This is a genomic window from Acidibrevibacterium sp. (genome assembly GCF_049965395.1).
Classification (GTDB): Bacteria; Pseudomonadota; Alphaproteobacteria; order Acetobacterales; family Acetobacteraceae; genus Acidibrevibacterium; species Acidibrevibacterium fodinaquatile.
This window is the reverse complement of record NZ_JBMFWJ010000003.1, coordinates 76,251-88,477: the sequence shown is the minus strand read 5'-3', so window position 1 is coordinate 88,477 and position 12,227 is coordinate 76,251. Positions and strand designations below refer to the sequence as shown.

Here is a 12,227-nt window from a genome sequence, read left to right as displayed (position 1 = left end):
CCGACCATAGCCGCGGAGCGCTGTCAACGGCCGCGGCGGCGCGGCGCTTTTTTCCGCCGAGGGGGGATGCGCGCCGGCTCTCGGCGCGCTATGCCGGCGCGATGCGGGCGGCATTGTCGTTTTTTCTGATCTTGGTGATGGCCGGCGTGCTCGGCGTCCTCGTGCTCGGGATCATCGGGGTCGCGCGCGGCGGCGATCCGCGCCGCTCGAACCAATTGATGCGCTGGCGGGTGATCCTGCAAGCGGCGGCCCTGCTGCTGCTCGCCCTGCTGCTCAGCCTCGGGCGCTCTTAAGGCGCAAGGCGCCGCCCCTCAGTTTGACAGGCCCCGAGAGCGCTGCCTAATTTCGCCCGGGCTCCGAGGTCCGGGCATGTCAGGGAACGCAACGCCGATGAAGCTTCTTGTCGCCGTCAAACGGGTTGTCGATTACAACGTCAAGGTGCGGGTGAGGAGCGACGGCAGCGGCGTTGAAACCGCGGGCGTGAAAATGTCGATGAACCCGTTCGACGAAATTGCCGTCGAGGAGGCCGTTCGCCTCAAGGAAAAAGGCGTCGTCGAGGAAATCATCGCGGTCTCGATGGGGGGGGGCGCCTGCGCCGAAACCATCCGCACCGCGCTCGCGATGGGAGCCGATCGCGGCATCCTGGTTGAAACCGATGTCGAGCTGCAACCGCTCGCGGTTGCGAAGCTGCTTAAGGCGATCGTCGTCAAGGAAGCGCCGCAGCTCGTCATTCTCGGTAAACAAGCGATCGATGACGACATGAACGCGACCGGGCAGATGCTCGCCGCCCTCCTCGGCTGGCCGCAAGGGACGTTCGCGAGCAGGCTTTCGATCGCGGACGGGCGCGCCGAGGTGACGCGCGAGATTGATGGCGGGCTGGAAACCGTGTCCCTCACGTTGCCGGCGATCGTCACCACTGATCTTCGCCTCAACGAGCCGCGTTATGCGAGTCTCCCCAACATCATGAAGGCGCGGAAAAAACCGATCGAGACGCTGACCCCGGCGGCACTCGGCGTCGATCCGGCGCCACGCCTTCAGGTTCTCAAAACCACCGAGCCGCCGCGCCGCCAGGCCGGGGTCAAGGTCGGCTCGGTCGCGGAGCTGGTGGACAAGCTGAAAAACGAAGCCAAGGTGATCTGACCATGACCGCACTCGTCCTTCTCGACCATGACGGAAAGGCGATCAAGCAGCCGGCGCGAAGCGCGGTCGCGGCGGCGCAAAAGCTCGGCGAGGTGCATGTCCTCGTCGCCGGCGAGGGGATCGGCGCGGTCGCGCAAGCGGCGGCGAAGCTGCCTGGGGTTGCGAAAGTCATCGCCGCCGATGCGCCCGCCTATGCCCATGGCCTCGCCGAGCCGCTCGCCGATCTCCTGGTCGCCCTCGCCCCCGACTATACCCATCTCCTCGCCGCGGCGACCGCGAGCGGCAAGAACGTCATGCCACGCGCCGCGGCCTTGCTCGACGTGCAGCCGATCAGCGATATTTCGGCGGTGCTCGACGCGGACACTTTCGTCCGCCCGATCTATGCCGGCAACGCGCTGGCGACGGTGAAATCGACGGACGCGAAAAAAGTGATCACCGTGCGCGCGACGGGCTTCGACCCGGTCGCCGCCGAGGGCGGTTCGGCGGAGATTGTCGCGGCGCCGACCCTGGCCGCGCCGGAGACCTCGCGCTTCGTCTCTGCGGAACTCTCCAAAAGTGAGCGGCCGGAGCTGACGGCGGCGCGGATCGTCATCTCCGGCGGGCGCGGGATGCAGAGCGGCGAGAATTTTCACCTGCTCGACGCCATCGCCGACAAGCTGCACGCCGCCGTCGGCGCCTCGCGCGCCGCGGTCGATGCCGGGTTCGTGCCCAACGACTATCAGGTCGGCCAGACCGGCAAGATCGTTGCGCCCGAGCTTTATATCGCGGTCGGGATTTCCGGCGCGATCCAGCATCTCGCCGGTATGAAAGACAGCAAAGTCATCGTCGCCATCAATAAGGACGAGGAAGCGCCGATCTTCCAGGTCGCCGATTATGGGCTGGTCGCCGATTTGTTCAAGGCGCTGCCGGAACTGTCCGAGGCGCTGGAGAACGTGTCGTGAGCGTCGGTCTCACTGGCATCGCTGCGAGCCCGGCGGAGACACCGGTCGCGGTGCCAATGATCCGGAAAATCGGCGTCATCGGCGCCGGGCTGATGGGCAACGGGATCAGCCATGTCGCGGCCATCGCCGGCCTCGATGTCATCATGATGGACGTCAAACCCGAGGCGCTGACGCGGGCGATGGAAACCATTGCGCGCAACATGGACCGGCAGATCAAATCCGGCCAGATCACCGTCGACGACAAAGCGGCCGCGCTCGCACGCATCAAGACCGCTGGCGATTTTTCCGGCTTCGGCGATTGCGACCTGGTGATCGAGGCAACCAGCGAGAAAGAGGAGCTAAAGCGCGCGGTCTATGCCAGCCTCACGCCGCATCTCCGCCCCGATTGCCTGATCGCTTCCAACACCTCCTCGATCTCGATCACCCGGCTCGGCGCCAGCACCGATCGGCCGGAAAAATTCATCGGCATGCATTTCATGAATCCGGTGCCGGTGATGAAGCTGGTCGAGATCATCCGCGGCATCGCGACCGACGAGCCGACCTTTCGCGCGATCTGCGCTCTGGCCGAAAAGCTTGGCAAGACCATCGCGGTTGCCGAGGATTTTCCCGCCTTCATCGTCAACCGCATCCTGGTGCCGATGATCAACGAGGCGGTCTATGCGCTTTATGAGGGCGTCGCCTCGGTCGCGGCGATCGATACCGCGTTGCGGCTCGGCGCCAATCACCGCATGGGGCCTCTCGAACTCGCTGATTTCATCGGCCTCGACACCTGTCTCGCGATCATGCAGGTGCTCTATGAAGGGCTCGCCGACAGCAAATATCGCCCCTGCCCGCTTCTCGTGAAATATGTCGAGGCCGGCTGGCTGGGTCGCAAGACCGGGCGCGGCTTTTACGATTACACCCAGACCCCGCCCCGTCCGACACGCTGACGTCGTCTGCCCCGCCGGCTTCGTCGCGCTGCCCGGGGACGACGTTAAAAATCAAGTCCATCATCGCGTTAGCGGTTCGGTAAGGCTTTTCGCGCATAGTGCGCGGAGAGATGCTCCGTTTCCGCCCGTGCCGGGCAAGCGAACAGGGGGATGCGTGCTCGCCGCAAGCGATGAAGCAAGGCGTCTGGAAGCGCTGCGACAACTCGCGTTGCTCGATACGCCGCCGAACGACGAATTCGATCGCATCACCCTGCTCGCCGCGCGCTGCTTCGCTGTCCCGATCGCGATGATTTCGCTGATCGACGCCGAACGGCAATGGGTCAAATCCCGCCATGGCCTCGATTTCACCGAAATGCCGCGCACGGCCTCGTTTTGCGATCACGCCATCCGTGGCGATGAAAGCCTGGTGGTCAGCGATGCGCGCGAAGACCCGAGATTTCGCGACCACCCCTTGGTCACCGGCGCGCCGCATCTCCGCTTTTACGCCGGGGCGCCGCTGATCACCCGTGACCGCTACGCGATCGGCACGCTTGCCATCCTTGATAGCACGCCGCGCACGCTCACCGCCGCCGAACGCCACTCGCTCGAAATCCTCGCCGCCCAGGTGATGGCGCTTATCGAGCTTCGCCATTCCTCGGGGCGCCTGCACCCGACCAGCCTGCTCCCGAACGCCGCCCAATTCTGCGAGGATCTCGCCGATCTCACCCGCCGCCAGCGCGGCCAGAGCCGGCTTTTCGTGATGCTCGACATCGCCGATCCGGATCACCTGCCAACCTATCTCACGATGCTCGGTCCGCGTTGGGAACGGGATTTGCCGACGGCGATGACCCGCGGCATCCGCGCCGCGTTCGGGGAAGGTATTCCGATCTATCATCCGCTCTCGCTTCGCTTCGGCTTTCTGCTTGACCCATCGGTGACTATCGGCTGGCAGGAAAAGCTCGACCAGATGGCCGTTCATCTCCGCCGGCTGATCAGCGAGACTTTGCCGCTCGCGCTCTATCCCAGCATCGGGGTGGTGCCGTTCCGGCTCGGCGATTTCATGGACAAGGCCCTGCTGCAACGCGGCGTTCTCGCCGCGCACGAGGCGCGGGCGGTCGGGCGGGTATTGACCACGGCGCGCGGCCAAAGCGCCGCCGATGACTGGCATGATGCGCATATGCTGCTCGGCGAACTGCGCCGCGCCCTCGATGCGCCCGACCAGTTGACGCTCGTCTTTCAGCCGCGGCTTGATTTCCGCAGCGGCCTCTGCCGCGCGGTCGAGGCGCTGATCCGCTGGAACCACCCGACGCTCGGCCCGGTCTCGCCCGGCGAATTCATCCCGCTCGTCGAAAATACCGCGCTGATGACCGATCTCACCTTCTGGGTCATGGATGCCGCGATGCGCGAGATCGCCGAATTTCACCAAAAAGGGCAGCCGCTTCGCGTTTCGATCAATGTCTCGGCCGGGGATTTACAAAACAGCGACATCGTCGGGCGCATCACGACGCTGCTCCGTCGCTATCGCCTGCCCCCAGAGGCGATCGAACTCGAATTCACCGAAAGCAGCTTGCTGCCCAACCGCACCATCGTGCACCAGCAATTGCGCGCGATCCGCGATCTTGGCGTCGAGATCGCGATCGATGATTTTGGCACCGGCTATAGCAACCTTGCCTATCTCAAATCCATGCCGGCCAGCGTCGTCAAGCTCGACCAATCCTTCATCCGCGTCCTCGCGACCAGCGCGCGTGACCGCGCGATCGTCAAGGCGGCGATCCTGATGGCCCATGAGCTGGGGTACCGGGTGGTCGCTGAGGGGGTGGAAACGGCGGAAATCTGCGCCTTGGTTGCCGGCTGGAGCTGTGACGAGGGGCAGGGCTATCATATCGGGCGGCCGATGGCAGCCGAGACCCTGGCGCTCTGGCTCGCCGATCATGCCTTACCGGCGGTCGCGGTGTCGCTGCCGTGACCCGGCCGCCGCCGCCGCGAGAAAGTGGCCGCAGACGATCAGCCATGCGTTCTGCGCAATGGTGCGCTGTCACCCTTATGCGAGACTATGCTGCAATGCAGCAAACACGACCCCATATCGCGAAAGCGTTCCCCAAGAAAGGGCGGATCACATGCTTTCGTCGTCGTTTTCACAGCCTATTCTCCCGCCACGCCTCGCGCTCGCGCGGCTTCGCCACAGCCTCTCGCGGCGTTGGCGAAGCGGGTTCGAGCGCTTCCTGATGCCCTGGGACGGACCGGCCGAGAGCGAATGGCTCGACATCGCGGACTTCGGGTCGAACCCTGGGCGGCTCGCGATGCGGGTTTTTCGTCCGACGACGGCGATGCTGCCCGGGGCGCCGCTGGTGATGGTGTTGCATGGGTGTGGTCAGGGCGCCGGGGAATTCGCCACCAGCGGCGGCTGGGTCGAGGCGGCGATCCGGCATGGCTGGGTGCTGCTGCTACCCGAGCAGGCCATCAGCAACAACCATGCGCGCTGCTTCTCCTGGTACAGCCACGGCGATACCCATCGCGGCCGCGGCGAGGTGCTGTCGCTCCGACAAATGATCCAGACCGCGCTTCGCCGCTTTCGCTGCGATCGGACACAGGTCTTCGTCGCCGGGCTTTCCGCCGGCGGCGCGATGGCGGCGGCGCTGCTGGCCGCCTATCCCGAGACCTTCGCCGCCGGCGCGGTCGTCGCCGGGCTTCCGGTCGGCTGCGCGAGCAATGCTAGCGAAGCGTTTTTGCGCATGCATGATGCGGGGCCGGCTAACATGACTCCAGCCGCTTGGGCGACCTTGATCACCGCCCAGTGCGGTCACAAAGGGCGCTGGCCGCGGCTTTCCATCTGGCATGGCGAGGCCGACCGGGTGGTCGATCCCGGCAATGGCGAGAATCTCGTTCGGCAATGGACGGCGCTGCATGGGCTCGACGTCGGGGACGCGGCGGCAAACCAGGTCTCTCCCGGGGTCACCCGGCGGACCTGGGGACATAAGGCAGAGCCGAACGTCGAGGCCTGGTCGATCGCCGGCCTCGATCACGGTTTTCCGGTCGGCGCGGACGCGGCGCGCCGTCGCCCAGCCTCACAATGGGTGCTCGGCGCCGAAATCGACGCGACCGAAGCAATCGCCCGCTTCTGGCACTGACGTCTTCCGGCGTAAGGCACGGGAGAGGCAGGCGAGGGCGCTGCCCTCGACCCGCTGGGGGCAGCGCCCCCAGACCCGCATCACTCGACCGGCGCGATCGGCCTTCCTACGCCCCTTCGGCGAAATGCGTGGCGATGCGCGCGGCGAGCGTGCGCGCGACCGCGTCCTTCGTCATGCGCGGCCAGGTCTCCGTGCCCGCCGCGGTGATCAGCAACACCGCGTTTTCGGCGCCCCCCATGATACCGGTCGCGGGCGAGACATCGTTGGCGACGATCCAGTCACAGCCCTTGCGCGCGCGCTTGGCGGTGGCGTGGGCGGCAAGATGTTCGGTCTCGGCGGCGAAGCCGACCACGAGACGCGGCCGGGCCGGGCCGGCGGCGGCGAGTTCGGCGAGGATATCGGGATTGGCGGTGAGTTCGAGGACCGGCGGCGCGGTGGCGGTTTTTTTCATTTTTTCCTGGGCGGCATGGGTCACGCGCCAATCCGCGACGGCCGCGGCGCAGACGGCGATCGCGGCGGGCAGGGCAGCGAAAACCGCATCGCGCATTTCCCGCGCGGTCTCGACATGGCAAACGGTAACCCCCGGCGGATCGGCGAGCGCGACCGGCCCGGCGACCAGCGTCACCCGCGCGCCGAGGGCGGCCAGCGCCGCGGCGATGGCATGGCCCTGGCGGCCAGAGCTGCGGTTGGCAATGTAGCGCACCGGGTCGATCGGCTCCTGAGTCGGGCCGCTGGTGACGATCGCGTGCTGCCCGGCAAGGGGACCCCCGTGCGCAAGCAGTGCTGCGATGGCATCGAAGATCGCGCGCGGCTCGGCCAAACGCCCGGGGCCGAATTCATGGCACGCCATTTCCCCCTCGTCCGGCCCGACGATATGAACGCCGCGCGCGGCAAGCGTCGCCAGGTTCGCGGCCGTCGCCGGGTGCTGCCACATGCGCACATTCATCGCCGGCGCGACCAGCACATTCTTGTCGGTCGCGAGGAGAAGCGTGGTCGCGAGGTCATCGGCAAGACCGGCCGCCATCCGCGCGAGGATATGCGCGGTCGCCGGCGCGACCACCACGAGATCGGCGGCACGCGAGAGCTGGATATGGCCGATCTCGGCCTCGTCGGTGAGCGAGAAGAGGTTCTGATAGACGGTATTTTCGGCGAGCGTCTGGACGGCGAGCGGGGTCACGAACTCCGCCCCGGCGCGGGTCAAAACCGGGGTTACCGCGCATCCCGCGCCGCGCAGCAAGCGGATCAGTTCCAAAGCCTTATAGGCGGCGATGCCGCCGGCAATGATAAGGAGAACCCGTTTTCCGGCCAGCGTCATCAAAGCCGCCAGCCGGCATGGATGGCGACGATCCCGCCGGCGAGGCTCTCGACGGCGACCCGGGCAAACCCGGTTTTGCGCATCATCGCGGCGAGGGTTTCCTGGTCGGGAAAGGTGCGGATGCTTTCGGCGAGGTATTGATAGCTCTCGGAATCGTGGGCAACGATGCGGCCAAGGCGCGGCAGCACCGCAAACGACCAGGCGTCATAGAGCGGCACCAGGGCGGCGACCTGGACGCGGCTGAATTCCAGGCAGAAAAACCGTCCGCCGGGGCGCAGCACCCGCAGCGCTTCGGCAAGAACGGCCTCTTTGTCGGTGCAGTTGCGCAGACCAAAGGCGATCGTGACGCGGTCCACGGTGCGGTCGGGGAGCGGCAGCGCCTCGGCATCGGCGATCAGAAAATCGAGCCCGCGGACGATCCCGCGCGCCCGCGCCCGTTCGCGCCCGACCGCGAGCATCGCCGGATTGATATCGGAGAGGATCGCCCGCCCGCCGCCCGCAGCCAACCAGCCGAAGCTGATATCGCCCGTGCCGCCGGCGAGATCGAGCAGGGTGTCGCCGCTCCGCGGCGCGAGCCGGTCGATGAAACGCCGTTTCCAGGCGCGATGGAGCCCAAGCGACATCAGATCGTTCATCAGATCATAGCGACGGGCGACACTTTCGAAGACGGCGCGCACCATCGGCTTCTTCGCCGCGCGCGGGACGGCGCGAAAGCCGAAATCGGTGGTCCCCGTGGTGGCCTCGTGGCTTGGGCTGTTGCTCATGATGGGTTTCCTATAGCCTGAAAGCTGATCATGCCGGAACTCCCCGAAGTTGAGACGGTGATGCGCGCAATGGCGGGGCGGCTGCTCGGCCAGGTGATCGCGCGGGCGGAGCTTCGCCGCGCCGATCTTCGCCGTCCGGTGCCGCCCGACCTCGTCGCCGCGCTCACCGGCGCGCGGGTGAGCGGCTTTCGCCGCCGCGCGAAATATATTCTCATGCGGCTCGCCGGCGGGCAAAGCGTGCTTTGGCATCTCGGCATGTCGGGCCGCATCCTGCTCATGCCGCCTGGGGCCAACGTGCCCGAGCCGGCGCATTGCCACCTGCTCCTGATGACCGAGGCGGGGTTTCGGCTCGGCTTCATAGATCCGCGCCGCTTCGGCCTCGTCGATCTCGTGGCCAGCGGTGCCGAGGATGCGCATCCGCTGCTCGCCGGGCTCGGGCCGGAGCCGCTGGAGGAGGGCTTCACCCCGGCCCGGCTCGCGGCCAGCCTTGCCGGGCGGCAGAGCCCGATCAAATCGGTGCTGCTCGATCAGCGGGTGGTCGCTGGGCTCGGCAATATCTATGTCGCGGAGGCGCTGTTTCGCGCCGGCCTCCATCCCGCGCGCTTGGCCGGTGACATCTCGCGCGCTGGCACGACCCGCCTGGTCGCCGCGATCCGTGAGACGCTGACCGAGGCGATCGCCGCCGGTGGCTCGTCCTTGCGCGATTACGTTCAGCCCGATGGCGAACTCGGCTATTTCCAGCACGCGTGGCGGGTCTATGGCCGGGCCGGCGCGCCGTGCCCGGTTTGTCCCGGCGCGCCGCGTTGCGCCGGGGTTGCGCGTTTCGTGCAAGCCGGGCGAAGTTCGTTCTATTGTCCGCGCCGGCAACGCTGAGACGAGAGGGAGAGACATAGCATGGCACCAGAGATGATCGTGGTCGAAACCGTGGGCAAGGCGGGGATCATTCGCCTCAACCGCCCGCAGGCGTTGAATGCGCTCTGCGACCGGCTGATGGCCGAACTCGGGGCGCAATTGCGCGCTTTCGACGCGGATCCGGCGATCGCGGCGATCATCCTCACCGGCTCGGAAAAGGCCTTCGCCGCCGGCGCCGACATCAAGGAAATGCTGCCGCGCCGCTATCCGGAGGTGATGCGTGAGGATTTCATCGCGCCCTGGGAAATCGTCACCACGGTGAAGAAGCCGGTGATCGCCGCGGTTGCCGGGTTCGCGTTGGGCGGCGGCTGCGAACTCGCGATGATGTGTGACATCATCCTCGCCGCCGAGACCGCGAAATTCGGCCAGCCGGAGATCAATCTCGGGGTCATCCCCGGCGCCGGCGGCACGCAGCGCCTGACGCGCGCAATCGGCAAGGCCAAGGCGATGGAGATGATCCTGACCGGGCGCATGATGGACGCCCATGAAGCCGAACGCGCCAATCTTGTCGCCCGCGTCGTGCCCGCCGCCGATCTTATGGCCGAGGCGCTGACGCTCGCCGAAAAAATGGCGGCGCTGTCGCCGGTCGCGCTCGCGGTCGCGAAGCAAGCGGTCAATCGGGCGTTCGAGACCACGCTCAGCGAGGGGGTGCGGGTCGAGCGCTCGCTCTTCCTGCCGCTCTTCGGAACGGCGGATCAGCAGGAGGGCATGGCAGCCTTCGCGGAAAAGCGCAAGCCCCGGTTTTCCGGCTGGCGCGGCGGCGAGCCCGGCGCCTGATGGGTGCCGCCGCTTGACAGGCCCGGCGGCGCTTTCTAGAAGGCGCTTCCTGGCTCGAAAGGGTATCCGCCCGTTCGGGGTGTTCGGCTTTTTGATGATGATGAGGGGCCATGGCCAATACCGCTTCGGCGCGCAAGCGCATCCGCCAGACGGCACGCCGCACCGAGCGTAACCGCGCCCGGAAGTCGCGCGTGCGGACCTTCATCCGCAAGGTCGAGGCGGCGATCGCCGGGGGCGATAAGGAGGCGGCGGTGACCGCGCTGCGTCTCGCCGAGCCCGAGCTGCAACGCGCCGCCGGCAAGGGCGTGCTGCCGAAAAACACCGCGTCGCGCAAGATCTCGCGGCTGGCAGCGCGCATCAAGGCACTTGCGCTTTCGTAAAAATTTCTCCCCTGCCATCTTGACGGCGGCGGGTCGCGCGGTCGAAAACGACAAATCCGTGTCAGACTATCGATGCGGGGTGTTTTTTCCTGACCAATTTCTCTGCCGTATGCGCCCGCCGTAAAAGTAAAAAATGCCTTGCTCGGCTGGGCAAGTCGGTATTTTTTTGCTGTTTTTATAGGTATGCCTCGCGATATGCACTAATTTTGTCTTGGCCACTTTCTCGGTTGCTTCCGCCGAACCTTCGGTTTAGTGTCCGCCCTTCTCAATTCTGTCTGTAGACGATGGTTTGTTGACGTAGCTCGCGAGAGCGGCGGCGCGATAGACGTAATCGGTGGTTTTGGGCGTCTCCACGATCTCCGTGGCGAACGGAGGGCTAGAGAGTGGGGGGCGTGAGAGGTGGGCGAGGCAGTGTCAGGCAACAGCGGCATGGATCGGGAGCGCAGTCTTGCCGCGGCTTTTGCCAGCGGCTTCGAGCCATTGGCGAGTACGGACAAAGCCGCCGAGGGCGAGGCGCCGGTGGGCGCCGGGGTCGATGGCGAGCTTGCCAAGCAATGGAGCCGGGTGCGGAGCCGCTTGCAGGCGGATGTCGGCGAGGTCGAATATCGCTCCTGGCTGCGCCAGATGGTGCTCGCCGGGTGTGACGGCGACGAGATCACCATTCTGCTGCCGACGCGCTTTCTTCGTGACTGGGTGCGCCGCCATTATGGCGAGCGCTTGGTGCTGCTCTGGCAGATGGAAAACCCGGCGGTGCGCCGGGTCGATATGCGGGCTGGCACGCTCAGGGGACGGGGTGCGTCGGCGGGCGGGGGGTTCGCGGAAAGCCTCGCGAGCCCGCCGCAATCATTGGCGCCGCCGCCGGTGGCAAAGCCAAGCGCGGCCGCTGTAAGGGCCGGAGCCGCGCCGGAACGTTCGCCGCCCGATACCGCCGGCCTCGACAAGCGCTTCGATTTCGACAATTTCGTCGTCGGTAAACCCAACGAATTCGCCTATGCCTGTGCCCGCCGTGTCGCCGAACAGCCGGCGATGCCCGGCTTCAACCCGCTGTTTCTCTATGGCGGGGTCGGCCTCGGCAAGACCCACCTGATGCATGCCATCGCCTGGGATTTGATCGGCCGCGGCGGCGGACGGATCTCGGTCGCCTATATGTCAGCCGAAAAATTCATGCACCGCTTCATCACCGCGATCCGCAGCCAGGCGACGATGGAGTTCAAGGAGCAACTCCGCGGCGCCGACGTGCTGATGGTCGATGATCTCCAATTCCTGATCGGGAAAGACAACACCCAGGAAGAATTTTTTCACACGTTCAACGCGCTGGTCGATGCCGGCAAGCAGATCGTGGTCTCTGCCGACAAATCCCCCTCCGATCTCTCGGGGCTTGAGGACCGTCTGCGCACCCGGCTCGGCTGCGGCATGGTCGCCGATCTGCACGCCACCACCTTCGAGCTGCGGCTTTCCATCCTGGAGACGAAGGCGAGCCGCGCCGGGGTCGCGGTGCCGGCCAAGGTGATGGATTTCCTCGCCCACAAGATCACCACCAATGTCCGCGAACTCGAAGGCGCGCTCAACCGTCTGATCGCGCATGCTAATCTCTTCGGGCGGCCGATCACGCTCGAGACCACCCAGGAAGTCTTGCACGACATCCTCAAGGCGCATGACCGGCGCATCACCATCGAGGAAATCCAGCGCAAGGTTTCCGAGCATTGGAATATCCGCCTGACCGACATGGCCTCGGCCCGGCGCGCCCGCAACGTCGCGCGGCCGCGGCAGGTCGCGATGTATCTCGCGAAACAGCTCACCAGCCGCAGCCTTCCCGAGATCGGCCGCAAATTCGGCAACCGCGACCACACCACCGTCATGCACGCCGTCGCCCGCGTCAGCGAGCTCATGGAACGCGACGCTGCGTTCGCCGAAGACGTCGAATTGCTGCGCCGGATGCTCGAATCCTGAAGGAAAACCGAT

At 66.2% G+C, this 12,227-nt stretch carries 12 protein-coding genes; 10 read left to right on the top strand and 2 right to left on the bottom strand.

All coding sequences use genetic code 11. The annotated features are described in order from the left end of the window. The first annotated feature begins 113 nt into the window (after positions 1–113). From ACP5M5_RS02150 to ACP5M5_RS02125, 6 genes are all read left to right on the top strand, one after another. Positions 114–293 carry a twin transmembrane helix small protein gene (locus ACP5M5_RS02150; RefSeq protein ID WP_274964291.1) on the top strand — a complete coding sequence of 60 codons (180 nt, stop codon included), beginning with the start codon at positions 114–116 and terminating at the stop codon, positions 291–293. Between the two features lie 97 nt (positions 294–390). Further along, positions 391–1,140, top strand: a complete 750-nt coding sequence (locus ACP5M5_RS02145; protein WP_427935213.1) for an electron transfer flavoprotein subunit beta/FixA family protein — start codon at positions 391–393, stop codon at positions 1,138–1,140. A 2-nt stretch (positions 1,141–1,142) separates the two neighbouring features. Next, positions 1,143–2,081, top strand: coding sequence for an electron transfer flavoprotein subunit alpha/FixB family protein (locus ACP5M5_RS02140; RefSeq protein ID WP_427935211.1), 939 nt, complete (start codon positions 1,143–1,145; stop codon positions 2,079–2,081). 56 nt (positions 2,082–2,137) lie between these two features. Continuing rightward, entirely contained in the window at positions 2,138–3,010 is an 873-nt protein-coding gene (locus ACP5M5_RS02135) for a 3-hydroxybutyryl-CoA dehydrogenase (protein ID WP_427935282.1), read from the top strand. A gap of 154 nt (positions 3,011–3,164) precedes the next feature. Beyond that, entirely contained in the window at positions 3,165–4,955 is a 1,791-nt protein-coding gene (locus tag ACP5M5_RS02130) for an EAL domain-containing protein (RefSeq protein WP_427935210.1), read from the top strand. 151 nt (positions 4,956–5,106) lie between these two features. Next, complete coding sequence (locus ACP5M5_RS02125) at positions 5,107–6,117, top strand: extracellular catalytic domain type 1 short-chain-length polyhydroxyalkanoate depolymerase (RefSeq protein ID WP_427935209.1); 1,011 nt, start codon at positions 5,107–5,109, stop codon at positions 6,115–6,117. 106 nt (positions 6,118–6,223) lie between these two features. Here ACP5M5_RS02125 and coaBC read toward each other — a convergent pair whose 3' ends face one another. Together coaBC and ACP5M5_RS02115 are read right to left on the bottom strand one after the other, a co-directional pair. Then, positions 6,224–7,432, bottom strand: coding sequence for a bifunctional phosphopantothenoylcysteine decarboxylase/phosphopantothenate--cysteine ligase CoaBC (gene coaBC / locus ACP5M5_RS02120; RefSeq protein WP_427935208.1), 1,209 nt, complete (start codon positions 7,430–7,432; stop codon positions 6,224–6,226). Then, positions 7,432–8,196, bottom strand: coding sequence for a class I SAM-dependent methyltransferase (locus ACP5M5_RS02115; protein WP_427935207.1), 765 nt, complete (start codon positions 8,194–8,196; stop codon positions 7,432–7,434). The genes coaBC and ACP5M5_RS02115 overlap by 1 nt, the downstream gene beginning before the upstream one ends. A 30-nt stretch (positions 8,197–8,226) precedes the next feature. Between ACP5M5_RS02115 and mutM the strand changes: the two genes are divergently transcribed. The 4 genes from mutM (at position 8,227) to dnaA (ending at position 12,215) form a co-directional block, all read left to right on the top strand. Beyond that, positions 8,227–9,069 (top strand): bifunctional DNA-formamidopyrimidine glycosylase/DNA-(apurinic or apyrimidinic site) lyase, encoded by an 843-nt coding sequence (gene mutM, locus ACP5M5_RS02110; protein WP_427935205.1) that lies wholly within the window; start codon positions 8,227–8,229, stop codon positions 9,067–9,069. 21 nt (positions 9,070–9,090) lie between these two features. Beyond that, positions 9,091–9,885: an enoyl-CoA hydratase gene (locus ACP5M5_RS02105; RefSeq protein WP_427935204.1), complete on the top strand. Its 795-nt coding sequence runs from the start codon at positions 9,091–9,093 to the stop codon at positions 9,883–9,885. 110 nt (positions 9,886–9,995) lie between these two features. Next, positions 9,996–10,265, top strand: a complete 270-nt coding sequence (gene rpsT, locus ACP5M5_RS02100; protein ID WP_427935203.1) for a 30S ribosomal protein S20 — start codon at positions 9,996–9,998, stop codon at positions 10,263–10,265. Between the two features lie 429 nt (positions 10,266–10,694). Then, positions 10,695–12,215 (top strand): chromosomal replication initiator protein DnaA, encoded by a 1,521-nt coding sequence (dnaA, locus tag ACP5M5_RS02095; RefSeq protein WP_427935202.1) that lies wholly within the window; start codon positions 10,695–10,697, stop codon positions 12,213–12,215. The last annotated feature ends 12 nt before the right edge of the window (positions 12,216–12,227 follow it).